The following is a 23961-nucleotide window of genomic DNA, read 5'->3' as shown; positions in this document are numbered from 1 at the left end:
CCCGGCGCCACACCCGCGGCCCTAGGCGCCACATCCGCGGCCGTCGGCACCACATCCGCCGCCCTAGGCGCCACACCCGCGGTCGCCGGCACCGCTAGCGCGGCACCGCCACCGTCCCCCGTACCTCCTCCGCCGTCGTCGGCCGCAGCTCACCGTCGAGCAGCAGCCACCGGGTGATCCCCAGCGACTCCAGGAACGCCACGTCATGGCTCGCCACGACCAACGCCCCCTCGTACGCGTCGAGGGCCGCCGTCAGCTTCCGCACGGACGCCATGTCCAGGTTGTTCGTCGGCTCGTCCAGCATCAGCAGTTGCGGAGCGGGCTCCGCCAGAAGCAGCGCCGCCAGCGTCGCCCGGAACCGCTCCCCGCCGGACAGGGTGCCCACGGCCTGATCGGCCCGCGCGCCCCGGAACAGAAACCGTGCCAGCCTCGCCCTGATCGCGTTCCCCGTCGCCGTGGGCGCGAAGCGGGCCACGTTCTCCACCACACTCAGCCCGTCGTCGAGGACGTCGAGCCGCTGCGGCAGGAAGCGGAGCGGCACCCGCGCCTCCGTCTCGCCCGCGAGCGGCTCCAACTCCCCGGCGATCGTCCGGAGCAGCGTCGTCTTCCCGGCCCCGTTCCGGCCGACGAGCGCGACGCGCTCCGGACCGCGCAGCTCGAACTCGCCCGCGACCCGGGCCCCGTACCGCAGCTCCAGGTCACGGAGGTACAGGACCTCGCGCCCCGGCGGCACCGAGGTGCGGGGCAGTTCGACGCGGATCTCGTCGTCGTCCCGCACCGCCTCCACCGCGGCGTCCAGCCGCTCCCTGGCCTCCGAGAGGCGCTCGGCGTGCAGCGTGCGCTGCTTGCCGGCCGTGACCTGCGCGTCGCGCTTCCGGCCGTTCGCCACGATCTTGGAGGCGACCTTGTTCTCGAAGCTCTTCTGCCCGTACCGCTTGCGCCGGGCCGACTTGACCTGGTTGTCGACCAGTTCCCGCTTCTGGCGCTGCACGTCGGCCTCGGCGACCCGCACCATCCGCTCCGCCGACTCCTGTTCGGCGGCGAGCGCCGTCTCGTACGCGGACCAGTTGCCCCCGTACCAGGTGACGGTGCCGTCGCGCAGGTCGGCGATCTGGTCCACGCGCTCCAGGAGTTCGCGGTCGTGGCTGACCACGACGAGGACCCCGGACCAGTTCTCCACCGCCTCGTACAGCCGGGCGCGGGCGTGCAGGTCAAGGTTGTTGGTCGGTTCGTCGAGCAGCAGGACGTCGGGCCGGGCGAGCAGCAGCGCGGCGAGGCGCAGCAGGACCGACTCGCCGCCCGAGATCTCGCCCACGGTCCGGTCGAGGCCGACGTGTTCGAGCCCGAGCTGGTCGAGGGTGGCCCGGGCCCGCTCCTCCACGTCCCAGTCGTCGGCGAGGACGGTGAAGTGCTCCTCGGCGGGGTCGCCCGCCTCGATGGCGTGCAGGGCCGCCCGCTTCGCGGCGATGCCGAGGATCTCGTCGACGCGGCGCGAGGTGTCCAGGACCAGGTTCTGCGGCAGGTAGCCGAGTTCCCCGGTGACCCGGACCTCCCCGGACGCCGGCGCCAGATCACCGGCGATCAGCTTCAGGAGCGTGGACTTGCCGGAGCCGTTGAGGCCGACGAGCCCGGTGCGGCCGGGGCCGACCGTGAGCCGGAAGTCGTCGAGGACCTCGGTGCCGTCCGGCCAGGAGAAGGAGAGAGCGGAACAGGTGATGAAGGTGGGGTGATGCGCCATGGAGGCCTCCCGGTCGCGTGAGCGTGGAAATGGGGCAACGCGAGAGACACCGGGGCGCGGGCAGTGTGAGGAACGGCTCGTACGCCGAGGTCGAGAACGGCACACGCGGCACAGGGGGCACGCGCGGCTCGGTGTCTCGCAACCTCAGACGAGCAACGTCCTTCTCCGATCGGGTGACGACAAGGTCGGTGTCGACGGTACGACCGGACCGGGGGAGGGGCAAACGATTTACGGGGGCGCTTCCCCTACGGGTGATCGCGGAGCAGCTCCGCCAGATCCTGGTCCCAGTCCAGGTACTGGTGCTCGCGGCCCGCCGGCACCAGGTCCTCCGAGCGTTCGAGGAACCGGCGCAGCTCCGACGTCCGCACGTGGACCATGGCCACACCCTCCGGGGCGTGGAACTCGACCACCGTCCGGTCGTACCCGTACGGACGCAGGCGTACGTCCCCGACGCCGGCCGGCCGCTCGACCCCCTGGACGAGCAGCTCGCGCGCGAACGCCCACGACACCTCGACGCCTTCCAGGGTCGCCGGCGGCGGGAACGCCATGCTCACGGCGTACGGATCCCCGCGGTCGTACCGCAGGGTGGCGGGGACGGTCTCCATACGGGGAGCGGACGCGACCAGACGGGCTTGGAGGCACTGTTCGATGACGGCGGACAAGTCCGGCTCCTCTCACGCGGGCTTCGGATCCTGTGCGTCTCCCCGACACCAGGGCACCTGACACAAGGAAGGACGAGCGGGACGGCCGGAACGTGCACTCGGCCTCCACGTGAGCTGTGTCACGGGTCCGGGTCGCCGCCGTGGCCGTGCCGGGGCCGGGTAGCCGCCGTCAGCGCTCCTCGGCCACGTCGTCGTCCGGTTCGGCGCGCGGTCCCGAGTGGTCGCGGGACGGCCGGTTCCCCGGGGCCCCGCAGCCGCAGAGCATCGCCCGGGTCTCGTGCCGGTCGCCGTACGGCCCCCTGACCAGCAGGTCCCCGCGGAGCACGAGCCGCCCGGAGGGGCTGCGGCGGACGGAGGTGGGGGAGCCGGGGACCTCCGGCGGCCCCTCCGCCGGACACCCCCTGGGAACGCCCGGCGCGGGACGCACCCTGGACGGGGACCGGCCCGGGGCACTAGCTTCCGGCGCCATGACGTCCATGGGGAAGACGAGACGAATGATGTCGGTGGGGCTGATCGGGGCGGCGCTCGCGCTCACCCTCGCGGCACCCGCGCGCGCCGGGGAGACCCCCACGGCGGCGGCCGGCTGGCAGCTGACACCCACCGGCACCGACGCCCGCTTCCGCGGGCTCGCCGCGGTCGACCGGTCCACCGCCTGGGCCGCGGGCTCCCGGGGCACCGTGCTGCGCACCACCGACGGCGGCCGGAGCTGGCGAAACGTGTCGCCGGCCGGTGCGGGCGAGCTGGAGTTCCGTGACGTGGAGGCCTTCGACGCCCGCCGCGCCGTCGTCCTGGCCATCGGCGAGGGCGAGGCCTCGCGGGTGCTGCGCACCGAGGACGGCGGTGCCACCTGGACCGAGTCCTTCCGCAACACCGACCCGCGCGCCTTCTACGACTGCATGACCTTCTTCGACCGCCGGCACGGCCTCGCCATGAGCGACCCGGTCGACGGCAGGTACCGCATCCTCGCCACCCGCGACGGCGGCCGCTCCTGGCAGGTCCTGCCGAGCGCGGGCATGCCCGACGCCCTGCCCGGCGAGGCCGGCTTCGCCGCGAGCGGCCAGTGCCTGGTGTCCTCCGGACCCCGGGACGTCTGGCTCGCGACCGGCGGCGGCGCCACCGCCCGGGTGCTCCACTCCGCCGACCGGGGACTGACCTGGACCGCCACCACCACGCCGATCCCGGCGGGCGACCCGGCCCGGGGAGTCTTCGGACTCGCCTTCCGCGACCGCGCGCACGGCATCGCGGTGGGCGGCGACTACCGCAAGGACCAGCCGTCCCCGCAGGCCGGCGCGGTCACCGACGACGCCGGCCGCACCTGGCGCCCCGCGGCCACGCCGCCCCCCGCCTACCGCTCCGGCGTCGCCTGGCTCCCGCACAGCAGGAGCGCGGCCCTCGCCGTCGGCCCCACCGGCACCGACCTCACCACCGACGGCGGCCGCACCTGGCGGACCGTCGACACCGGCTCGTACGACACGGTGGACTGCACCGCGGACGGCTCCTGCTGGGCCTCGGGCGAGAAGGGCCGCGTCGCCCGACTGGTCACGAAGAACTAGGAAGGAACCGCAAGGACCGGGCAGGACCAGGAAGTCCCGGGCAGGACCAGGAAGTCCCGGGCAGGACCAGGAAGTCCCGGGCAGGACCAGGAAGTTCCGGGAAGGACTAGGAGGGCAGCTGTTCCCGGTACGCGGCGATCCCGTCGGCCGTCTTGGTCGCGTAGAACTCCGTGATCCGGTACGTGCACACGCCCTCGACGCTGAACGGGTCGGCCGCCGCGATCCTCTCGATCTCCGCGCGGTCGACCCCGGCGGCCAGGATCACCCCGCCGTCCCGCGGGTTCTTCCGGCCGGACGCGAGGAACACGCCCTCGGCGTAGCGCGCGTCGAGCCACTCGACGTGCGCGTCGAGCAGCGCGTCCACCCGCTCGACGGGAGCGGTGTAGGTCAATTCGAGTACGAACATGATCGCCAGGCTACCCCCGCCCCCGGCGGCCGTTCGGACCGGTACCGCTACGGGGTGCGCGAGATCCGGTACAGGACGTTGGGGCGCAGCGGGCCCTCGGGGGCGGTGGGGTCGTCGAAGTCGTCTGCCGGGGAGCGGGTCATGCCGATCCGGCGCATCACCGCCTGGGAGCGGAGGTTGGTGGCCGTCGTGACGGCGAGGATCTCGGCAAGGCCGAGCGTCTCGAAGCCGTGGGCCAGGACCGCCTGCGCGGCCTCGGTGGCGTAGCCCCTGCCCCAGGCCGAGCGGGCCAGCCGCCAGCCGATCTCCACGCCCTTGAACGGCAGGCCGTCGTCCACCTCGTCCAGACCCGCGAAGCCGGCGAACGCCCCGGTGTCCCGCACCTCGACCGCCAGCCACCCGAAGCCCCGCCGGTCGAAGTCGGCCTCGAAGCGGGCCACGGAAGCGTCGCTCTGCTCACGGGAGAGCAGATCGCCCAGGTGCTCCCGGACCTCGGGATCGGCGTTCATCGCCGCCCACGGTTCCAGGTCGGAGTCACGCCAGCGGCGCAGGACGAGACGGTCGGTACGCAGTTCGGTCATGCCGCCCAGCCAACGCGAGCCGCCCGCCCCGGGCAATTCCTTTTCTCCCGGGGCCCGGGCCCACTCCGCCCGGGCCCACTCCGCCCGGGCCCGCTCCGCCCCGGGCCCGCTCCGCCCCGGGCCCACTCCGCCCCGGGACCCGCTCCGCCCCGGGCTCACACGCCTCGGGCCCCGCTCCCCACCCCGGCCCGACCGGCAGGACAGGCCCTAGGCTGAACCCATCATGACGATCATCGGGATTCCGGCGGGCTGGCCCGCCGACGAGGGCGCCGCGCGGGACGTGCAGCGGGAGTTGCGGGCCCGGCTCGTGCTCGGGGAGAGCGGGCCGGTGCCGGGGGAGGGGCACGTCACCGGGCTCGACGTGGCCTACGACGACGAGCGGGACCTCGTCGCCGCCGCGGCCGTCGTGCTCGACGCGCGGACCCTGGAGGTGGTGGAGGAGGCCACGGCGGTCGGCCGCGTCTCCTTCCCGTACGTCCCCGGCCTCCTCGCCTTCCGGGAGATCCCCACCGTCCTCGCCGCGCTGGGCGAGCTCACCGCGGACCCGGGCCTCCTGGTCTGCGACGGCTACGGCCTCGCCCACCCCCGCCGCTTCGGCCTCGCCAGCCACCTCGGGGTGCTCACCGGACGGCCGTCCATCGGCGTCGCCAAGAACCCCTTCGCCTTCACCTACGAGCAACCGGGCGGCGCGCGCGGCGACTTCGCCCCGCTGCTCGCCGACGGGGAGGAGGTCGGCAGGGCGCTGCGCACCCAGGCCGGGGTCAAGCCCGTCTACGTCTCCGTGGGCCACCGCGTCTCCCTCGACAACGCCTGCGCCCACACCCTGCTCCTCTCCCCGCGCTACCGCGTGCCCGAGACCACCCGCCACGCCGACTCGCTCTGCCGCATGGCGCTCAAGGAGGCGCGGGGTCGCTCGGGTCCGTCTGAGTACCCCGGGTGAGTAGCCGTACGGATGCCCGTTGTCAGACCCCCGCGGCAGAGTGGGGGTCATGACAGCTCGCGTTCCCGCACCCCGTGGTCTCTCCGTGGCCCTCGCCGTCGGCGGCGTCTCCGCCCTCGCCTGGGCCTGCGCCATCCTGTACGTCCTCGCGGACTGGACGCTCGGATGACCGCCCGCCCGCGCCGTGCCGCCCGTCCCCGCCTCCCGGCCGGAAAGTAGCGCCGGGGAGAGGTTCCCGGACGGGGCCCGGATCGCGCCTCGGCACGGTCAGCCCCGGTGGGCCACCCGGAAGCGGATGCCGGCCGCGCGCAGCCGGTCGGTGAGCGCGTCGCCCATGGCCACCGCCGTCGTCACCTGCCCGGCGGTCTTCGGCAGCGGGTCGAAGGCGAGGCAGAGGGCCGATTCGGCGAGCATCTTGGCCGTCTCGTCGTACCCGGGGTCACCGCCCGACACCTCGGTGAAGACCCGTCGCCCGCCGCCCTCGCCGACGAAGCGGACCGAGAACCAGCTGCGGGCGCGCCGCTCGGCCGAAGGCCCCTCGCCCGCCGAGTAACGCTCCATCAGCCATCCCCGTACCGAGGGAAGTTGGGCGGCGGCGACGCTCGCGCCGACGGCGGCCGCGCCACCGAGGGCCATCGGCAGCGTCTTCACGGAGGCGTAGTGCCGGTAGCGGAAGTCCGGCCCGTACCGCTCCAGGCCCGCGGCGGAGCGCGCCACGATCTGCGGGTCGAGGGTCGGCAGCGGGAGCGCCCAGGTGCCGGTCTCCGTGCTGAACCGCGGTCCGCCCAGCGGCGCGCGGGCCCGGCGTCCGACCAGGCGCGGCTCGTGCAGGTGCCGCTCGTGGGCGGCCCGCAGGATCTCCCGGCCCCGGCCCATCGCGGTGAGCGCGGAGGCGAAGGTGCCGCCGGAGAAGGCGGCGCCGGCCCGGACGAAGCCGTCGACGCGGAGCGGCACGTCCTCGGGGAGCTGCTGAACCGTGAAGTACACGCCCAGGTCGTGGGGGACGGAGTCGAAGCCGCAGGCGTGCACGATCCGGGCGCCGGTCTCCCGGGCGCGCGCGTCGTGCCGCACGTAGGTCAGGTCGACGAACTCGGCCTCGCCGGTGAGGTCCACACAGTCCGTGCCGGCCTCCGCGCAGGCGGCGACGAGCCCGTCGCCGTACCAGACGTAGGGCCCGACCGTGGTGGCCACGACCCGGGTGGACTCGGCGAGGTCGCGCAGCGAGTCCGGGTCGTCGGCGTCGGCGACGACGAGCGGCAGCCCGGCGCAGTGCGGCCACCGTGCGGCGAGCCGGTCCCGGAGGGCGGCGAGCGCCGACCGGTTGCGGCCGGCGAGCGCCCAGCGGCACCGTGCCGGAGCGTTCCCGGCCAGATACTCCGCCGTGAGCTCGCCGACGAACCCGGTCGCCCCGAAGAGGACCACGTCGTACGGCCTCTCCCCGTCCGCCGCCGTAGCGCCCTCCGCTTCCACCGCGTCCGAAGGCCTCTCCGCGTCCGCCGCCGTACCGTCCGTCGCCGTACCGTCCGCCGCCGTACCGTCCGCCGGCTCCGCCGCCGAACCGGCCTCCGCCGCGTCCGGAGACTTCTCCCCGGCCGCCGCCGTGGCGCCCGCCGGTTCGACCGCGTCCGAAGGCCTCCCCCCGGCCTCGCGTCCGGTGCCCGCCCCTGTGTCCATGCCTGCCCTCGTCTCGGCCGTGCCGCGCCGCCGCGCGCGGTCGTCGTCGGCGGAGGATAGCGGAAGTCGGCGGTGCGCCGATTTCCAAGCGCTTGCTCGGCTCAGGGGCTTGTGCCGAGTGGAACACGTTCCTAGCATCTCCGGTGTTACATCATTGGTGTCACACACTCCTGGGGGTTCGATGAGCACGACGCACACCGCCGGGAACGGCCCGCTCACCGGCGTACGCGTGGTCGAACTCGCCGGCATCGGCCCCGGGCCCTTCGCCGCCATGCTCCTGGCCGACCTCGGTGCCGACGTCGTCCGCGTCGACCGCCCCGGCGGCGCCGGACTCGGCATCGACCCGGCGCGCGACCTCACCAACCGCAACAAGCGCTCCGTCCTCGTCGACCTCAAGGCCGAGGACGGACCCGCCACCGTGCTGGACCTCGTCGAACGCGCCGACATCCTCATCGAGGGCTACCGTCCCGGCGTGGCCGAACGCCTCGGCGTCGGCCCCGAGCCCTGCCTCGCCCGCAACCCGCGCCTCGTCTACGGCCGGATGACCGGCTGGGGCCAGGACGGACCGCTCGCCCCCACCGCAGGCCACGACATCGGGTACATCGCGATCACCGGCGCCCTCGGCATGATCGGCCCCGACCCGGACGGCCCGCCGACCGTCCCCGCCAACCTCGTGGGCGACTACGCGGGCGGCTCCCTCTACCTCGTCATCGGCGTCCTCGCCGCCCTCCAGCACGCGCGGGCCCACGGCGAGGGCCAGGTCGTCGACGCCGCGATCGTCGACGGCACCGCCCACCTCACCACGATGATCCACGCGATGCTCGCGGCCGGCGGCTGGCAGGACCGCCGGGGCGTCAACCTCCTCGACGGCGGCTGCCCCTTCTACGGCGTGTACGAGACCTCCGACGGCGGCCACATGGCGGTCGGCGCCCTGGAGGAGCGGTTCTACGCCGAGTTCGTCCGCCTCCTCGGCGTCGAGGACGCCGCCCCCGCCCGCCGCGACCTCGCCCGCTGGCCCGAACTGCGCAAGGCCGTCGCCGACCGCTTCCGGAGCCGTACCCGCGAGGAGTGGACAGCCGTCTTCGACGGCACCGACGCCTGCGTCGCCCCCGTCCTCTCCCTCCGCGAGGCACCCGCCCACCCGCACCTGACCGCCCGCGCCACCTTCACCGAGCGGGACGGCATCGCCCAGCCCGCCCCCGCGCCCCGCTTCTCCGCCACCCCCGGCACCCTGCGCACGGGCCCCGCCCTCCCCGGCGCCCACACCGCCGACGTCGCCCGCGACTGGGCCGTACCCGCGCTCGACAGCCCGACCGAGACCCAGGAGACCGAAGCATGAAGCGCCAGCTCTACACCGCCGACCACGAGGCCTTCCGGGCGGTCGTCCGCACCTTCCTGGAGAAGGAGGTGCTGCCCCACTACGCGCAGTGGGAGAAGGACGGCATCGTCTCCCGCGAGGTCTGGCTCGCCGCCGGACGACAGGGACTGCTCGGCCTCGCCGTCGACGAGGAGTACGGCGGCGGCGGCAACCCCGACTTCCGCTACGGCGCCGTCCTCGCCGAGGAGTTCACCCGCGCCGGTGCCCCCGGCCTCGCCATCGGCCTGCACAACGACATCATCGGCCCGTACCTCACCTCGCTCGCCACCGACGAGCAGAAGCGGCGCTGGCTGCCCGGCTTCTGCTCCGGCGAGATCGTCACGGCCATCGCCATGACGGAACCCGGCGCGGGCTCGGACCTCCAGGGCATCCGCACGACCGCCGAGGACCACGGCGACCACTGGATCCTCAACGGCTCCAAGACCTTCATCTCCAACGGCATCCTCGCCGACCTCGTCGTCGTCGTCGCCCGCACCACCCCCGAGGGCGGCGCCCACGGCCTCTCCCTGCTCGTCGTCGAGCGCGGCGCGGAGGGCTTCGAGCGCGGCCGCAACCTCGACAAGATCGGCCAGAAGTCGCAGGACACCGCCGAGCTGTTCTTCACCGACGTCCGCGTCCCCAAGGAGAACCTGCTCGGCGAGTTCAACGGCGCCTTCGTCCACCTGATGACCAACCTCGCCCAGGAACGCCTCGCCATCGCCGTCGCCGGCATCGCGGCCGCCGAGCACCTCCTGGAGATCACCACCCGGTACGTCAAGGAACGCGAGGCCTTCGGCCGTCCGCTCGCCAGGCTCCAGCACGTCCGCTTCGAGATCGCCGAGATGGCCACCGAGTGCGCCGTCACCCGGACCTTCGTCGACCGCTGCATCGAGGAGCACGCCGCGGGCGCCCTCGACGCCGTCCACGCCTCCATGGCCAAGTGGTGGGCGACCGAACTCCAGAAGCGCGTCGCCGACCGCTGCCTGCAACTGCACGGCGGATACGGCTACATGAGCGAATTCCCGGTCGCCCGCGCCTACACCGACGGCCGCATCCAGACCATCTACGGCGGCACCACCGAGATCATGAAGGAGATCATCGGCCGTTCCCTCCTCGGCTGACCTCCCGCCGCCCGTCTTCTCCCACCCTCATCGCGAAAGGCTTCCCGTGAGCACCGAAGCGTACGTGTACGACGCGATCCGCACCCCGCGCGGACGCGGCAAGGCCAACGGCTCCCTGCACGGCACCAAGCCGATCGACCTGGTCGTCGGCCTCATCCGCGAGATCCAGTCCCGCAACCCCGGCCTCGACCCGGCCGCCATCGACGACATCGTCCTCGGCGTCGTCGGCCCCGTCGGCGACCAGGGCTCGGACATCGCCCGGATCGCGGCCATCGCCGCCGGCCTGCCCGACACCGTCGCCGGCGTCCAGGAGAACCGCTTCTGTGCCTCCGGCCTCGAAGCGGTCAACATGGCCGCTATGAAGGTCCGCTCCGGCTGGGAGGACCTCGTCCTCGCCGGCGGCGTCGAGTCCATGTCCCGGGTGCCGATGGCCTCCGACGGCGGCGCCTGGTTCGCCGACCCGATGACCAACCTGGAGACCAACTTCGTCCCGCAGGGCATCGGCGCCGACCTCATCGCCACCATCGAGGGCTTCACCCGCCGCGACGTCGACGAGTACGCCGAGCTCTCCCAGGAGCGCGCCGCCGCGGCCTGGAAGGACGGCCGCTTCGCCCGCTCCGTCGTCCCCGTCCGCGACCGCAGCGGCCTCGTCGTCCTCGACCACGACGAGCACCTGCGCCCCGGCACCACCGCCGACTCCCTCGCCCGCCTCAAGCCCTCCTTCGCGGACATCGGCGAACTGGGCGGCTTCGACGCGGTCGCGCTGCAGAAGTACCACTGGGTCGAGGAGATCGACCACGTCCACCACGCGGGCAACTCCTCCGGCATCGTCGACGGCGCCTCCCTCGTCGCCATCGGCTCCAAGGAGGTCGGCGAGCGGTACGGTCTGACCCCGCGCGCCCGGATCGTCTCGGCCGCCGTCTCCGGCTCCGAGCCGACCATCATGCTCACCGGCCCCGCCCCGGCCACCCGCAAGGCCCTCGCCAAGGCCGGCCTCACCATCGACGACATCGACCTGATCGAGATCAACGAGGCCTTCGCCGCCGTCGTCCTGCGCTTCGTGAAGGACATGGGCACCACCCTGGACAAGGTCAACGTCAACGGCGGCGCCATCGCGCTCGGCCACCCGCTCGGCGCCACCGGCGCGATGATCCTCGGCACCCTCGTCGACGAGCTGGAGCGCCAGGACAAGCGCTACGGCCTCGCCACCCTCTGCGTGGGCGGCGGCATGGGCATCGCCACCGTCATCGAGCGCGTCTGACCGTCCCGTCCGCACCCCTCTTACGGAGAAGCAGAGCCATGAGCGAGAGCACCACCATCCGCTGGGAACAGGACGCGACCGGGATCGTCACCCTCGTCCTCGACGACCCCGCCCAGTCCGCCAACACCATGAACCAGGCCTTCCGGGCCTCGATCACCGCCATCGCCGACCGGGTGGAGGCCGAGAAGGACTCCATCCGCGGGATCATCTACACCTCCGCGAAGAAGACGTTCTTCGCCGGCGGCGACCTCAAGGACATGATCAAGGCGGGCCCCGAGCACGCCAAGGACATCTTCGACTCGGCCCTGGAGATCAAGAACGCCCTGCGGCGCATCGAGACCCTCGGCAAGCCCGTCGTCGCCGCCATCAACGGCGCCGCCCTCGGCGGCGGCTACGAGATCGCCCTCGCCTCCCACCACCGCGTCGCCCTCGACGCCCCCGGCTCCAAGATCGGCCTGCCCGAGGTCACCCTCGGGCTGCTCCCGGGCGGCGGCGGCGTCGCCCGCACCGTACGCCTCATGGGCATCACCGACGCCCTGCTCAAGGTGCTGCTCCAGGGCACCCAGTACAACCCGGGGCGCGCCCTCGACAACGGCCTCGTGCACGAGGTCGCGGCCACCCCCGAGGAGATGATGGCCAAGGCCATCGCCTTCATCGACGCGCACCCCGAGTCCCGCCAGCCCTGGGACGTCCCGGGCCACCGGATCCCCGGCGGCACCCCGTCGAACCCGAAGTTCGCCGCCAACCTGCCGGCCTTCCCGGCCAACCTGCGCAAGCAGCTGAACGGCGCGCCCTACCCGGCGCCCCGCGCCATCATGGCCGCCGCCGTCGAGGGCTCCCAGGTCGACTTCGAGACCGCGCTCACCATCGAGAGCCGCTACTTCACCGAGCTGGTCATCGGCCAGACCGCGAAGAACATGATCCAGGCCTTCTTCTTCGACCTCCAGGCCGTGAACTCGGGCGCGAGCCGCCCCAAGGGCGTGGAGAGGCGCCAGGTCCGCAAGGTCGCCGTGCTCGGCGCGGGCATGATGGGCGCCGGCATCGCGTACTCCTGCGCCCGCGCCGGCATCGACGTCGTCCTCAAGGACGTCTCGGCCGAGTCCGCCGCGAAAGGCAAGGCGTACTCCGAGAAGCTGTGCGCCAAGGCCGTGTCGCGCGGCCGCACCACCCAGGAGAAGGCCGACGCGCTCCTCGCCCGGATCACCCCCACCGGCGACGTCGCCGACCTGGCGGGCTGCGACGCGGTCATCGAGGCGGTCTTCGAGGACACCGCGCTCAAGCACAAGGTCTTCCAGGAGATCCAGCACGTCGTCGCCCCCGACGCCCTCCTGTGCTCCAACACCTCCACCCTGCCGATCTCCGTCCTCGCCGAGGGCGTCGAGCGCCGGACCGACTTCATCGGCCTGCACTTCTTCTCGCCCGTCGACAAGATGCCGCTCGTCGAGATCATCAAGGGCGAGCGGACCGGTGACGAGGCGCTGGCCCGCGCCTTCGACCTGGTCCGGCAGATCAACAAGACCCCGATCGTCGTGAACGACTCGCGCGGCTTCTTCACCTCCCGGGTGATCGGCCACTTCATCAACGAGGGCGTCGCCATGGTCGGCGAGGGCATCGAGCCCGCCTCGATCGAGCAGGCCGCGGCCCAGGCCGGCTACCCGGCGAAGGTCCTCTCCCTCATGGACGAACTGACCCTCACCCTGCCGCGCAAGATCCGCAACGAGACGAGGAAGGCCATCGAGGACGAGGGCGGCACCTGGGTCACGCACCCCGGCGAGGCCGTCATCGACCGCATGGTCGACGAGTTCGGCCGCCCCGGCCGCAGCGGCGGCGCCGGCTTCTACGAGTACGGCGAGGACGGCAAGCGCGGCAGGCTCTGGCCGGGCCTGCGGGAGCACTTCACGAAGCCCGGCCACGGGATCCCGTTCCGCGACATGCAGGAACGGATGCTGTTCTCCGAGGCCCTCGACACCGTCCGCCTCCTGGAGGAGGGCGTCCTCACCTCCGTCGCCGACGCCAACATCGGCTCCATCATGGGCATCGGCTTCCCCGCCTGGACCGGCGGCATCCTCCAGTACGTCAACGGCTACGAAGGCGGCCTCCCCGGCTTCGTGGCCCGCGCCCACGAGCTCGCAGCCACCTACGGCGACCGCTTCACCCCGCCGGCCCTCCTCGTCGAGAAGGCCGAGCGAGGCGAGACCTTCACCGACTCCTGACCGCGGCGCGCGCCCGGTGCCCGGCCCTGAACGGACCGGCTCCGGGCGAGGCCTCCACTGGTCCCTGACGCGAGCCCCTGGGCCCCCGGCCCCTGGGCCCCCGGCCCCTGGGCCCCCGGCCCCGGGCCCCCGCCCTGGGCCCCGCCACGCCCCGAACCCCCGGCCACGAGCCCCTGGCCGCCGGCCGGGCCCCTCGCCGGCTCCTGACGCGAGCCCGTGAGTTCCCGGCCGGACCTCACCGGCTCCTGAACGCCGTCCTCAGCTCCTCGCTCAGCGAGCGCTGGAACGCCGTGACGAGGGCCTGGACCACCATCGGCTGCATGTGCGCCGAGAGCGACCTCATCGCGCTCAGGTGGTCCGGGTCCTCCCCGCTCTCCCGGTACGGGTTCCACACCTGCTCCTGGAACAGCCGGGAGAGCTCCTGCGCGGCCGCGCGCGCGTGCTCCAGGAGCACGGTCCGCGAGGCCAGGATCGTCTCGTGCTCGATCGGCACGTCGAGCAGCTCCACGCCCAGCCGGAGCAGCGACCCGTCGAGCCGGTACGTGTCGGCCTCGTCGGTCCGGTCCAGCACCCCCATCGCCGCCAGCCGCTCCACGTCCCGCTCCGCCAGGGCCCGACCGGCCCGCCGCTCCAGCTCCCGCCGCGTGATCGTCTCCGCCGACTCCGGCGCCCACGAGGCCACCAGCGCCCGGTGGATCGCCAGGTCCTGCGCACTCAGGTCGGCCGGCAGCTGCTCCAGATACCGCTCGATCGCCGCCAGCGTCATCCCCTGCCGCTGCAACTCCTCGATCAACGCCAGCCGCGACACGTGGTCCGGCCCGTAGTGCCCCACCCTCCGCGCCCCGATTACCGGCGGCGGCAACAACCCCCGCGTCCCGTAGAACCGCACGGTCCGCACCGTCACCCCGGCCCGCGCCGCCAGCTCGTCCACGGTGTACACCGGCTCCTGCGCGCCGCTCGCCTGCTCCATGGTTCAACAGTATTGCTGTCTCACCAGCCGTGTAAAAGAGCGCGGCGACTGTCAGTGGCGGGTCGTAGCGTGATCGTCATGAACGGGATCACGTACGTCCGGGGGGACGCGACCGCACCGCACGGCAAGGGCGTCAAGATCGTCGCGCACGTGTGCAACGACCTCGGGGGCTGGGGCAAGGGCTTCGTCCTGGCGATCTCGCGGCGCTGGCCGGAACCGGAGACGGCCTACCGGCGCTGGCACCGCGAGCGGGCGCGGAACGACTTCGGCCTCGGTGCGGCCCAGTTCGTCCAGGTCGAGCCGTACGTCTGGGTGGCCAACCTGGTCGGACAGCGGGGGATGCGGACGGGACGGAGCAGCGGCGTGCCCGTGCGGTACGAGGCGATCGACGCCGCCCTCGGACCGCTCGGGGACAGGGCGGCGGAACTCGGTGCGTCCGTGCACATGCCGCGCATCGGCTGCGGGCTCGCCGGCGGGTCCTGGGAGAAGGTCGAGCCGCTCGTCCTCCGGCGGTTGGTGGACCGGGGGATACCGGTCACCGTGTACGACTTCGGCGGGTAAGGGACGCTGGGGCGGGCTGTCGTAGGCGCGCCCGGCAGGGCGGGTTAGAGTCGGCCGCTGATCGTGTAGGGGCAGGGAGCGGGGGAGAGGGATGTACACGCAACTCAGGGAGACGGCGGACGAGTTGGCCGTGGTCCTGTGGCGGGAGCACACCGTGTACCGGGAGCGGGGTGGCGGGATGGTGATCCGGGGCGAGCACGTGCGCCGGTGGATCAGCCTCGCGCCGACCGGGGGCAAGGACAGGGCGTTGCTGAGGGCGGGGCGGATCCTGGACGGGGGGACGACGGCGCCGGCGCGTACGGAGGTGGTCGTGGACCTGACCGCCGGGACGGCGGAGCTCGCGGCGGTGTGCCGCCGGCTGCTCGCCGACGTGGCGGCGGCCGCGGAGCCCGCCGCGGGGCCGTCCCGGGCGGGGCGGCCCGGCAGGCCGGAGGAGCGCGCGAGGCCGGGCCGGGCGGCACGCGCCGCCCGGCCCGGCCGCGGGCCCCGGAAGGAGCGGCACACGGGTGCCGGCTCCTGGGTGGTCCTGCTCTGTGTCGCCGGGGTGGTCGGGGTGTGGCTCTACAGCGTCTTCGGGCGGTACCCCTACTGAAGGGGCCCGGTCAGAAGCCGGTGACGGGGTAGTGGTCGGAGAGGTTGGTGTAGGTGTACCGCGTGCCCCAGCTGGAGACCGTCCACGGCGCGCTCTGCTCCAGGACGACGTTGTTGGTCCAGCCTGCGGGGCGCGCGTTCCCGGCCCGGTAGAGGACGTGGTCGAGGTCCTCGCGCGGGTCGTCCGGGTAGCGCTCGGAGGCGATCGAGTTCAGCTCGGTGTCGAAGGAGTACGGGTGGCCGGTGCGGGCGTCGGCCCCGGCCAGCCCCGCGTCGGCGAGCATCGTGCCGTACTCGGGGGTGCGCGAGTCGACGTTCATGTCGCCGGCGACGATCACCTGCTCGTTCGCCGGGATGTTCTTGGCGTCGAGGAAGGCGTCGAGCGCCTTGAACTGGCGGCTGCGCATCTGCGCCGCCTCGCCCGCCGAGCATCCGGGGTCGGTGGACTGGGCGTGCGTGCCGACGACGTGGACCCGGCTGCCGGCGACGTCGAGGACGGCGTAGGCGAAGCCCTTGTTCGACCACCAGTCGGCGCCGCACGCGTCCTTGTAGACGTACTGCTCCTTGCGGACGATCGGCCACTTGCTGAGGATCGTCACCCCGCCGTCCTCGGGGGTCGTCGTGGAGTACGCCCCGCCGGTCGCGTCCCAGCCGGTCTTGCTGCGGCCCACGACGGGCGTCTGGTAGGGGTACCGCGCGGAGGCGTTCGCCTTGAGGGCGTCCGACGCGGAGTTGTCGAAGGCCTCCTGGATCACGACGACGTCCTGCCCCTGGAAGAAGGGGGCGGCGGGGATCGCCGCCGCCCGGTGGTCCTGGCCCCAGTTCGGGTAGAGCGTCTTGGAGAAGAGGAACGTGTTGTAGGTGAGGACCTTCAGCCGGGGGGCCTCGGCCGCCGCGGAGGTGGCGGACGCGGCCGGGGCGGCGGCCGCCAGGGTGGCGGCGGCGAGCGCGAGGGAGAAGGCGGCACCGGGGACGCGACGGAACGCGGCGATCGACACGTGAACTCCTGTGGAGACGTGGGGGGTTGGACTGGCGCCGCACATACAATCAGTCGCGGTTACCTTCCGGTAGCCTTTGGATGCCGGGAATCTGGCCGAGCGAGCACGATCACGCCAACTCTCCTCCCGGTGTCGAAATTGTCCTTGTTTGAACCAGGTAGAATGCGCGCATGACCCTCGCGAACTCGCAGATCTTCAAGACGGACCTCGGTCCCCTCAACCCCGTCTGGGCCGAGCTCATCCTCGGCCTCGTGGTGTTCGGACTGACCTTCCTCATCCTGGCGAAGGGCGTCCTGCCGAAGATCAAGCGGACCCTCGAGGAGCGCGAGGACGCCATCGAGGGCGGCACCGACCGTGCCGACGACCTGCGCGCCGAGGCCACGCGGATCCGTGAGCAGTACGAGGCGGAGCTCGCCGAGGCCCGCCACGACGCCGCGCGCATCCGCTCCCGCGCCACCGAGGAGGGCTCGGCCGCCATCGCCGCCGCCCGCGCCGAGGGCATCGCCGAGCGCGACGCCATCGTCGCCGCCGGCGCCGAGAAGATCGCCGCCGAGCGCGCCGCCGCCGAGCGCGAGCTCACCGCGGACGTCGACGCCTGGGCCCACGCCCTCGCCGCCCGCATCGTCGGCGAGCCGGTCGGCGCCGACCGCGGCTGACCCGTACACCCCGCAGAGGGGCCGTCGCCCGGCCGCGAGAGCCCGGGCGACGGCCCCTTCGTCGTGGGTGGCAGCCTGGAACAGAGGAGGAGAGGGACCATGACGACCGGGACGCGCCCCGACCGGACCCCGGCCGACGACCCGGCACCGCCGCCCGTCGGCGGGGTGCTGTGGACCGTCGCCGGCGACGTCCGGGCACTCCTCATGCTGCCCGCCGCCCTCGCCATGCAGGTCGCCCACCCCGCGATCGGCGCCGGCGTCGACGAGCACTCCGTCTTCCGCACCGACCCCTGGGGCCGCGGCGAGCGCTCCCTGCGCTCGGTCCAGCTGTGGATCTACGGAGGCGAGGAGGCCGCGCGGGAGGGCCGCCGGCTCCGGGAACTGCACCGCGACATCCAGGGCACCGACGCCCACGGACGCCGCTACCACGCCCTCACCCCGGCCTACTACTCCTGGGTGCACGCGACGGGATTCCCCGTCTACCTGCGCGGTCTCGGCCTCCTCGCCCGCCCCCTCACCGAGGCGCAGCAGCGGCAGCTGTACGCCGAGTGGCTCCAGGTCGGCCGGGTCCTCGGCATCCACGACCGGGACATGCCGCAGACGGTCGAGGAGTTCTGGCCGTACTACCGCAAGGTCCTCGCCGACGAGCTGGAGGCGACCGTCGTCGTACGGGAGCTGCTGGACACCGACCTCCCGGTGCCCGCCCCGGACCGCGGCCCGCTGCCCGTCCGGCTCGCGCTCCGGCTCCTCTGGCCCGTGCTGCGCCGACCGTTCCTGCGGCTGCGCGCCTTCCTCACCGTCGGCCTGATGCCGGCGGACGCCAGGGAGGCCATCGGCCTGGAGTGGACCGATGCCCAGGAGCGGACCCTGCGCCGGTACGCCCGGATCATCCGGGCCGTCGTCCCCGTCCTGCCCGAACGGCTCCGCTACCTGCCCCTGGCCAGGAAGGCGCGCGAGGCCGCCCGCAGCGCCGCGCGCTGACGGACGGCCCCGGTCACGGCAGGGCTCAGTGGCCGCCGTGCTCGTCCCGCTCGTGGACCGTGTCCGTCGCGGCGATCTTCTTCCACGACTTCGGCTGCACGGGCTTCCCGGCCCGGCCCGCCTTGCCGGTGGCGGACGGCGACGCCGCGAGCGCGCCCGACCCGGCCTCCGCGCCGGACGCGGCCGCCGTCGGGGCGGACGGCTTCGACGGCTGGTACAGCCAGGTGTCGAAGAGCGCCGCCAGCGGCTTGCCGGAGATCCGCTCGGCGTACCGCACGAAGTCGCCGACCCGCGCGTTGCCGTAGGCGAACTCCTGCGGCCAGCCCTTCAGGACCGCGAAGAAGTCCTCGTCGCCGATCTCGTTGCGCAGCGCCTGGAGCGCCAGCGCGCCCCGGTCGTAGACGGCGGTGTGGAACTGGTTCTCCGGGCCCGGGTCGCCCGGCTTGACCGTCCAGAACGGGTCGTCGGCCGGCCGGACGGCGTACACGTAGTCCGCCAGCTCCTGCGCCGTGCCCTCGCCCTCCTTCTCCGACCAGAGCCACTGGCCGTAGCGGGCGAAGCCCTCGTTGACCCAGATGTCCTTCCAGTCGCGGACGGACACGCTGTCGCCGTACCACTGGTGCGCCAGCTCGTGCACGACCACCGACACGTTCGCGCCGTTGGCGAACTGCCGGGGGCTGTAGAACGGTCGGGTCTGCGTCTCCAGCGCGAAGCCGCTGGTCACGTTGGGCACGTAACCGCCGAGGGAGTTGAACGGGTAGGGACCGAAGACCGATTCCAGCCACTCGGCGACCTCGGTCGTGCGCTCGATCGAGGCGCGCGCCGCGCCCGCGTTGTCGCCGAGGTCCTTGCTGTAGGCGTTGAGGACGGGCAGCCCGTTCGCGGTCTTGTCCGTCGTGATGTCGAACTTCCCGACGGCCAGAGTGGCCAGATAGGTCGCCTGCGGCTTGTTGGAGCGCCAGTTGTAGCGGGTCCAGCCCAGCCGTGAGGACTGCGACTGCAGCACGCCGTTGCTGATGGCCTGGTGGCCGTCCGGCACCGAGACGGAGACGTCGAAGGTGGCCTTGTCCAGCGGGTGGTCGTTGGACGGGAACCACCAGACGGCCGAGTCCGGCTCCTGCGCGGCGACGGCGCCGTCCGGGGTGCGGGCCCAGGCGGACCAGCCGTCGATCTTGAACTCGGAGGGCTTGCCCGCGTAGCGGACGACGACCGTCACCGCCTTCCCCTTCTCCAGCGGGGTGGCCGGGGTGACCTCCAGCTCGTGGTCGCCCGAGGTGGCGAACCGCGCGATCCGGCCGTTGACCCGGACCTCGCTGACCTTCAGTCCGAGGTCGAGGTTGAAGCGGGACAGGTTCTGCCCGGTGGTGGCGAGGATCGTCGCCGTGCCCTCCAGGAGGTCCGTCGCCGGCTGGTACTTCAGGCGCAGGTCGTAGTGGGAGACGTCGTATCCGCCGTTGCCGCTGGCGGGGTAGTACGAGTCCCCGATGCCGGCCGCACCAGGAGTGAAGTCGGCCGCCGATGCCGGGATCGCCAGCAGCAAGGAGGCCGCGAGGGCGCTCGGAACGGTGATTCTGCGATGCACGGGTGCTCCAAGTCATAAGAAACGTAGGACGCGTGGGTGGCGTCGGGTCCTTGGCGACGACACTATTCAGCGTCCCGACGCACCGTCACGTCCAGTGGACCCCCTGTCACACGATCGCCATTCGGCCGACATGAACCCTCCGCCACCCCATTCCCTCCGGCACTCTTTTGCACGGGAGTCGACCGGGGTACGTTCCGGCGCATGCCGATGCGAAAGCGGAGAACCCGCGGAGCCCGACTGTCGTACGGAACCCTCGTGGCCACGGCCGCCCTGTTCGCGACCCTGGTCACTCCCGCCGCCGCGGGGCCCGGGCCCGTCGCGGCGACCGCCCCCGGCGGAGCGTCGGCGACGCAGGCGGCCCCGTCCGCACCCGCCGTACGCGAGTCCCGGCCCGTCCACTCGTACGCCGACGCCATCCGCGAGGCCGTCTGGGTCGACACCGGCCTCGACGGCGACGGCGACGGGCACGGCGACCGGGTCGCCGTCGACATCGTCCGGCCCCGGGAGACGGCCGCGGCGGGCCGGCGGATCCCGGTCATCATGGACGCCAGCCCGTACTACGCCTGTTGCGGGCGCGGAAACGAGGGCCAGAAGAAGACGTACGACGCCGACGGCAACCCCGTAGGCCTCCCGCTCTTCTACGACAACTACTTCGTCCCGCGCGGCTACGCCTTCGCCGCCGTCGACCTCGCCGGCACCGGCCGCTCCGACGGCTGCGACGACGTCGGCGGCCGCTCCGACGTACAGTCCGCCAAGGCCGTCGTCGACTGGCTGAACGGCCGGGCCCGCGGCTACACGACCCGCACCGGCGCGACCCCGGCCCGCGCCACCGGCTGGAGCACCGGCGACGTCGGCATGATCGGCAAGAGCTGGGACGGCACCGTCGCCAACGGCGTCGCCGCCACCGGCGTCGAGGGGCTGAGGACGATCGTGCCGATCGGTGCGATCTCCTCCTGGTACGACTACTTCCACTCCCAGGGCGCCCCGCTCTACGACGCCAACCCGAGCTGGCTCTCCGCGTACGTGAACAGCCCCGAGGCACAGGCCCGTTGCGGCGCGGTCCAGGACCGGATCACCGCCGCCACCCCGTACAGCGGCGACCGGACCGCCGCCTGGGACGAACGCGACCACGTGAAGGACGCGGCCAAGGTCAGGGCCAGCGTCTTCGTCGTCCACGGACAGCAGGACCTCAACGTCCGCGCCAACCAGTTCGGCCGGTGGTGGGACGCGCTCGCCGCCCACGGCGTCGAGCGGAAGATCTGGCTCTCGCAGACCGGCCACGTCGACCCCTTCGACTTCCGGCGCGCCGACTGGGTCCGCACCCTGCACCGCTGGTTCGACCACTACCTGCTCGGATACGAGAACGGCATCGACCGCGAACCGGTCGCCGACATCGAGCGCGCCCCGGACCGGTGGACCACCGACCGCCAGTGGCCGCCGCGCGCCACCACGGCCACCACCCTGCGGCCCGCGCCCGGCACAGCGAGCGGCGCCGGAGTCCTCGGCCGCGTGCCCGCCGCTCCCGGCTCCACCGCGACCTTCACCGACGACCGGGGCCTCGGCGAACTCGACTGGGCCGCCCGGATCGACACCGCGACCCCCGAGAAGGCCGGCTTCGTCACCCGCCCGCTCTCCCGCGACCTGCGGATCTCCGGCTCGTCCACGGTGACGGTCACCGCCACCCCGACCACCGCCACCGCCCACCTCTCCGCCGTCCTCGTCGACCTCGGCCCCGACACCATCCGCGACTACGCGGCGGCCGGGGAGGGCATCACCACCCTCGCCGGCCGCACCTGCTGGGGCGCGAGCACCCCCGGCGACAGCGCCTGCTTCAAGGAGACGGCGGCCCGCACGGCGGACGTCGGGTTCACGGTCGTCAGCCGGGGCTGGGCCGACCTCGGCACCTGGGCCGACCCGGGCCGGGAGCGCCCGCTGACCCCCGGCAGGGCGTACACCCTCACCCTGGACCTCGCCGCCACCGACCACGTCGTCCCGGCGGGACACCGCCTCGCACTGATCGTCGGGGGCACCGACAAGGACCTGCTCGACCCCCCGTCGACCACCCCGACCCTCACCCTCGACCTGGCCCGCACCTGGGCGAGGCTGCCCCTCGTCGGCGGCGCGGGCGCCTTCGCCCGGGCCACGGCCGGACCGGCCCCGGCCCTGCCGTCGGCACCGGCGGCCGTACCGTCCCCGGGCGGCCCCGTGCCGCCGGCCGCCGTGAGCGGACCGCGCCTGCCCGGGCCGGGAGCCGTCCGGTGAGGCTCGGTACCGCGTACCGGAGTTCGCGGCGCGCCCTCGCCCTCGTGGCGGGGGCCGCAGCCCTCGGACTGCCGCTCGTCACCGTGCCCGCCAAAGCGGCGGACAGCGCGCCCGCCCCGCCGCCGCCCCGCACCGGCTTCGAGACGAGCCGGGGGGCCCGCTGGACGAGCGAGGCCGAGGAAGGGGACTTCCTCGCGGCCGTCGACCGGGCGAGCGACCGGCTGTCGGTGCGCGTGATCGGGACGACCGGGCAGGGGCGTCCGCTCCGGCTCGCGACCCTCGGCAGCGGGCACGGCACCACCACCGTGCTGCTCGTCTGCAGCCAGCACGGCGACGAACCCGCGGGCCGCGAAGCCTGCCTGAGCACGGTGCGCGACCTCGCGTACGCCCGGGACCGGGAGACCCGCGCCCTCCTCGCCCGGACGACCGTCCTCGTCGTCCCCACCGCCAACCCCGACGGCCGGGCCGCCGACACCCGGGGCAACGGAGCCGGTGTCGACGTCAACCGCGACCACGTCGCCCTGCGCACCGCCGAGGCGCGCGCCATCGCCGCCGTCCTCCGCGACCGGCGCCCCGAACTCGTCTACGACCTGCACGAGTACGGTGCCACGCCCCGCTACTACGACAAGGACCTGCTGGCCCTCTGGCCCCGCAGCCTCGACGCCGACCCGCGCGTCCACGAGGAGTCGCGGACGCTCTCGGAGGCCTACGTCCGCCCCACGGCCGGACTCGCCGGGTACAGCAGCGGCATCTACGGCATCTGGACCGACCCCGTCACCGGGCAGCCGGTCAAGCAGGTCGCCGGCGACGGCCAGGAACGGATCCTGCGCAACACGGCCGGCATCAAGCACTCCGCCGGTCTCCTCGTCGAGACCCGGGTGGACGCGCTCGACGACGCCGAGGAGCAGGACCCGGCCCGCAACCACCGCAGGCGCGTCGCCACCCAGCACGCGGCGCTGGAGGGAGCCTTCGCCTACGTGAAGGAACGGCGGGGGCCGCTCACCGCCGCCACCGCCGCCGCCCGCCACGCCGGCTTCGCCGACCAGGGACCCGTCCATCTCGGCGGTGCCGACAACGACCCGCCCGAACCCGCGGAGATCATCGCCGACCCGCCGTGCGGCTACCGGTTGTCCGCCGCGCAGTACGCCGAGGTGGGCGACGAGCTCGACCTGCACGGGGTCACCGTCAGGGCGGACGGCGACGGGGTCCTCGTCCCGCTGCGGCAGTCGGAACGCGCCCTCGTCCCGCTGCTCCTGGACGGGCGCGCGACCTATCACCTCGTCAGTGGGAGTCCTGTGGAGGAGTGTTGACGATGGGGTGACCGGTGGCGCCGTGGCGCGATTCCGCTCTTTGCCGAGGTAAAGTTACCGATCGGTACTGACCATGCCTCGAACCGGGCCGTCCGGCCCCGGAGTTGGAGAACCACCATGCACCACACCAAGCCCGCACGCCGCGCCCTCACGGCCCTGCTCGCCACGACGCTGCTCGCCGGGGGCGTGCTGCTCGGCCAGACCGCCACCGCCGCGCCCGCGGCCGCCGGCACCATCACCTGCAACATCTCCAAGCTGCGCGCCGACGCCCACAAGGAGCGCGCCCGCGCCGCCCAGCTCAAGCGCCTCGGCGCCACCGCCGAGGCCCGCAAGGCCTACGCCAGGGCCGACGCCCTGGAGCGCCGCGCCCGGCAGTGCGCCGACGCCGACAACAACAGCAAGCCGCCGCTCTGGAAGTAGGACCCCCGCGGGGGGGGGGGGGGGGGGGGGGGGGGGGGCCGCCCCCGGGGGGGGGGGGGGGGCGGGGGGGGGCGGGGGGGGGGGGGGCGGGGGGCCCCCCCCCGACCTGTTCTTTGGGGGGGGG

Annotated in this window: 23 protein-coding genes; 14 read left to right on the top strand and 9 right to left on the bottom strand. The window is 73.6% G+C overall.

The features are described 5' to 3' along the window. Positions 1–94: 94 nt before the first annotated feature. From AC067A_RS25475 to AC067A_RS25465, 3 genes are all read right to left on the bottom strand, one after another. Positions 95–1738: an ABC-F family ATP-binding cassette domain-containing protein gene (locus AC067A_RS25475; protein ID WP_479244797.1), complete on the bottom strand. Its 1644-nt coding sequence runs from the start codon at positions 1736–1738 to the stop codon at positions 95–97. Between the two features lie 245 nt (positions 1739–1983). After that, a complete protein-coding gene (gene ssgD / locus AC067A_RS25470) occupies positions 1984–2400 on the bottom strand; it encodes a spore wall synthesis regulator SsgD (RefSeq protein ID WP_479244796.1) in 417 nt (138 codons plus the stop codon). A 169-nt stretch (positions 2401–2569) separates the two neighbouring features. Then, positions 2570–2725, bottom strand: a complete 156-nt coding sequence (locus AC067A_RS25465; RefSeq protein WP_479244795.1) for a hypothetical protein — start codon at positions 2723–2725, stop codon at positions 2570–2572. Positions 2726–2876: 151 nt separating this feature from the next. Here AC067A_RS25465 and AC067A_RS25460 point away from each other — a divergent pair, with 151 nt between their 5' ends. Further along, the gene (locus AC067A_RS25460) at positions 2877–3953 is read left to right on the top strand and encodes a WD40/YVTN/BNR-like repeat-containing protein (protein ID WP_479244936.1); all 1077 of its coding nucleotides are present in this window, start codon (positions 2877–2879) and stop codon (positions 3951–3953) included. Between the two features lie 106 nt (positions 3954–4059). Here the strand turns inward: AC067A_RS25460 and AC067A_RS25455 are convergent, their stop codons facing one another. Both AC067A_RS25455 and AC067A_RS25450 read right to left on the bottom strand, forming a co-directional pair. After that, entirely contained in the window at positions 4060–4359 is a 300-nt protein-coding gene (locus AC067A_RS25455; RefSeq protein WP_479244794.1) for a YciI family protein, read from the bottom strand. 47 nt (positions 4360–4406) lie between these two features. Beyond that, a complete protein-coding gene (locus AC067A_RS25450; RefSeq protein WP_479244793.1) occupies positions 4407–4940 on the bottom strand; it encodes a GNAT family N-acetyltransferase in 534 nt (177 codons plus the stop codon). 223 nt (positions 4941–5163) lie between these two features. On the opposite strand from AC067A_RS25450, the gene AC067A_RS25445 reads away from it, so the two are divergent. Next, positions 5164–5880, top strand: coding sequence for an endonuclease V (locus AC067A_RS25445; RefSeq protein ID WP_479244792.1), 717 nt, complete (start codon positions 5164–5166; stop codon positions 5878–5880). Between the two features lie 49 nt (positions 5881–5929). Next, positions 5930–6049: a morphogenic membrane protein MmpA gene (gene mmpA / locus AC067A_RS25440; RefSeq protein WP_479244791.1), complete on the top strand. Its 120-nt coding sequence runs from the start codon at positions 5930–5932 to the stop codon at positions 6047–6049. 98 nt (positions 6050–6147) lie between these two features. On the opposite strand, the gene AC067A_RS25435 is transcribed toward mmpA, so the two are convergent. Further along, positions 6148–7554 carry a saccharopine dehydrogenase family protein gene (locus tag AC067A_RS25435; RefSeq protein ID WP_479244790.1) on the bottom strand — a complete coding sequence of 469 codons (1407 nt, stop codon included), beginning with the start codon at positions 7552–7554 and terminating at the stop codon, positions 6148–6150. 181 nt (positions 7555–7735) lie between these two features. Here AC067A_RS25435 and AC067A_RS25430 point away from each other — a divergent pair, with 181 nt between their 5' ends. Genes AC067A_RS25430 through AC067A_RS25415 form a run of 4 tightly spaced genes read left to right on the top strand, consistent with a single transcriptional unit; the run spans position 7736 to position 13506 of the window. After that, on the top strand, positions 7736–8893 hold the full coding sequence (locus AC067A_RS25430; protein WP_479244789.1) for a CaiB/BaiF CoA transferase family protein: 1158 nt from the start codon (positions 7736–7738) through the stop codon (positions 8891–8893). Further along, positions 8890–10032 (top strand): acyl-CoA dehydrogenase family protein, encoded by a 1143-nt coding sequence (locus tag AC067A_RS25425; protein WP_479244788.1) that lies wholly within the window; start codon positions 8890–8892, stop codon positions 10030–10032. Before AC067A_RS25430 ends, AC067A_RS25425 begins: the two co-directional genes overlap by 4 nt. 46 nt (positions 10033–10078) lie before the next feature. Beyond that, positions 10079–11293 carry an acetyl-CoA C-acetyltransferase gene (locus AC067A_RS25420; protein ID WP_479244787.1) on the top strand — a complete coding sequence of 405 codons (1215 nt, stop codon included), beginning with the start codon at positions 10079–10081 and terminating at the stop codon, positions 11291–11293. A 38-nt stretch (positions 11294–11331) separates the two neighbouring features. Next, positions 11332–13506 carry a 3-hydroxyacyl-CoA dehydrogenase NAD-binding domain-containing protein gene (locus AC067A_RS25415; RefSeq protein WP_479244786.1) on the top strand — a complete coding sequence of 725 codons (2175 nt, stop codon included), beginning with the start codon at positions 11332–11334 and terminating at the stop codon, positions 13504–13506. 235 nt (positions 13507–13741) lie between these two features. Here AC067A_RS25415 and AC067A_RS25410 read toward each other — a convergent pair whose 3' ends face one another. Beyond that, entirely contained in the window at positions 13742–14476 is a 735-nt protein-coding gene (locus AC067A_RS25410; RefSeq protein WP_479244785.1) for a MerR family transcriptional regulator, read from the bottom strand. Between the two features lie 78 nt (positions 14477–14554). Between AC067A_RS25410 and AC067A_RS25405 the strand changes: the two genes are divergently transcribed. Both AC067A_RS25405 and AC067A_RS25400 read left to right on the top strand, forming a co-directional pair. Next, complete coding sequence (locus tag AC067A_RS25405; RefSeq protein WP_479244784.1) at positions 14555–15037, top strand: macro domain-containing protein; 483 nt, start codon at positions 14555–14557, stop codon at positions 15035–15037. Between the two features lie 91 nt (positions 15038–15128). After that, the gene (locus AC067A_RS25400) at positions 15129–15629 is read left to right on the top strand and encodes a hypothetical protein (protein WP_479244783.1); all 501 of its coding nucleotides are present in this window, start codon (positions 15129–15131) and stop codon (positions 15627–15629) included. A gap of 10 nt (positions 15630–15639) precedes the next feature. On the opposite strand, the gene sph is transcribed toward AC067A_RS25400, so the two are convergent. Continuing rightward, positions 15640–16671, bottom strand: a complete 1032-nt coding sequence (sph, locus tag AC067A_RS25395) for a sphingomyelin phosphodiesterase (RefSeq protein ID WP_479244782.1) — start codon at positions 16669–16671, stop codon at positions 15640–15642. A 125-nt stretch (positions 16672–16796) separates the two neighbouring features. Here sph and AC067A_RS25390 point away from each other — a divergent pair, with 125 nt between their 5' ends. Further along, the gene (locus AC067A_RS25390; RefSeq protein WP_479244781.1) at positions 16797–17282 is read left to right on the top strand and encodes a F0F1 ATP synthase subunit B family protein; all 486 of its coding nucleotides are present in this window, start codon (positions 16797–16799) and stop codon (positions 17280–17282) included. 99 nt (positions 17283–17381) lie between these two features. After that, the gene (locus AC067A_RS25385; RefSeq protein WP_479244780.1) at positions 17382–18263 is read left to right on the top strand and encodes an oxygenase MpaB family protein; all 882 of its coding nucleotides are present in this window, start codon (positions 17382–17384) and stop codon (positions 18261–18263) included. 25 nt (positions 18264–18288) lie between these two features. On the opposite strand, the gene AC067A_RS25380 is transcribed toward AC067A_RS25385, so the two are convergent. Next, positions 18289–19845, bottom strand: coding sequence for a M1 family metallopeptidase (locus tag AC067A_RS25380; protein ID WP_479244779.1), 1557 nt, complete (start codon positions 19843–19845; stop codon positions 18289–18291). Between the two features lie 201 nt (positions 19846–20046). Between AC067A_RS25380 and AC067A_RS25375 the strand changes: the two genes are divergently transcribed. From AC067A_RS25375 to AC067A_RS25365, 3 genes are all read left to right on the top strand, one after another. Beyond that, a complete protein-coding gene (locus tag AC067A_RS25375) occupies positions 20047–22107 on the top strand; it encodes a Xaa-Pro dipeptidyl-peptidase (RefSeq protein WP_479244778.1) in 2061 nt (686 codons plus the stop codon). After that, the gene (locus AC067A_RS25370) at positions 22104–23417 is read left to right on the top strand and encodes a M14 family metallopeptidase (RefSeq protein ID WP_479244777.1); all 1314 of its coding nucleotides are present in this window, start codon (positions 22104–22106) and stop codon (positions 23415–23417) included. Before AC067A_RS25375 ends, AC067A_RS25370 begins: the two co-directional genes overlap by 4 nt. A gap of 117 nt (positions 23418–23534) precedes the next feature. Beyond that, positions 23535–23837 (top strand): hypothetical protein, encoded by a 303-nt coding sequence (locus AC067A_RS25365; RefSeq protein ID WP_479244776.1) that lies wholly within the window; start codon positions 23535–23537, stop codon positions 23835–23837. Positions 23838–23961: the final 124 nt, after the last annotated feature.

This window comes from Streptomyces sp. NPDC043176 (genome assembly GCF_056436715.1).
Note: the sequence above shows the minus strand (reverse complement) of the source record. Positions and strands in the feature narration are given on the sequence as shown.

Coding starts and splice junctions, on each gene's coding strand:
- AC067A_RS25415 (WP_479244786.1), top strand. CDS start 11,332: ATGAGCGAGAGCACCACCATCCGCTGGGAACAGGACGCGACCGGGATC.
- AC067A_RS25435 (WP_479244790.1), bottom strand. CDS start 7,554: ATGGACACAGGGGCGGGCACCGGACGCGAGGCCGGGGGGAGGCCTTCG.
- AC067A_RS25375 (WP_479244778.1), top strand. CDS start 20,047: ATGCCGATGCGAAAGCGGAGAACCCGCGGAGCCCGACTGTCGTACGGA.
- AC067A_RS25460 (WP_479244936.1), top strand. CDS start 2,877: ATGGGGAAGACGAGACGAATGATGTCGGTGGGGCTGATCGGGGCGGCG.
- AC067A_RS25400 (WP_479244783.1), top strand. CDS start 15,129: ATGTACACGCAACTCAGGGAGACGGCGGACGAGTTGGCCGTGGTCCTG.
- AC067A_RS25475 (WP_479244797.1), bottom strand. CDS start 1,738: ATGGCGCATCACCCCACCTTCATCACCTGTTCCGCTCTCTCCTTCTCC.
- AC067A_RS25455 (WP_479244794.1), bottom strand. CDS start 4,359: ATGTTCGTACTCGAATTGACCTACACCGCTCCCGTCGAGCGGGTGGAC.
- mmpA (WP_479244791.1), top strand. CDS start 5,930: ATGACAGCTCGCGTTCCCGCACCCCGTGGTCTCTCCGTGGCCCTCGCC.
- AC067A_RS25405 (WP_479244784.1), top strand. CDS start 14,555: ATGAACGGGATCACGTACGTCCGGGGGGACGCGACCGCACCGCACGGC.
- AC067A_RS25425 (WP_479244788.1), top strand. CDS start 8,890: ATGAAGCGCCAGCTCTACACCGCCGACCACGAGGCCTTCCGGGCGGTC.
- AC067A_RS25365 (WP_479244776.1), top strand. CDS start 23,535: ATGCACCACACCAAGCCCGCACGCCGCGCCCTCACGGCCCTGCTCGCC.
- AC067A_RS25390 (WP_479244781.1), top strand. CDS start 16,797: ATGACCCTCGCGAACTCGCAGATCTTCAAGACGGACCTCGGTCCCCTC.
- AC067A_RS25410 (WP_479244785.1), bottom strand. CDS start 14,476: ATGGAGCAGGCGAGCGGCGCGCAGGAGCCGGTGTACACCGTGGACGAG.
- AC067A_RS25445 (WP_479244792.1), top strand. CDS start 5,164: ATGACGATCATCGGGATTCCGGCGGGCTGGCCCGCCGACGAGGGCGCC.
- sph (WP_479244782.1), bottom strand. CDS start 16,671: ATGTGCGGCGCCAGTCCAACCCCCCACGTCTCCACAGGAGTTCACGTG.
- AC067A_RS25430 (WP_479244789.1), top strand. CDS start 7,736: ATGAGCACGACGCACACCGCCGGGAACGGCCCGCTCACCGGCGTACGC.
- AC067A_RS25450 (WP_479244793.1), bottom strand. CDS start 4,940: ATGACCGAACTGCGTACCGACCGTCTCGTCCTGCGCCGCTGGCGTGAC.
- AC067A_RS25385 (WP_479244780.1), top strand. CDS start 17,382: ATGACGACCGGGACGCGCCCCGACCGGACCCCGGCCGACGACCCGGCA.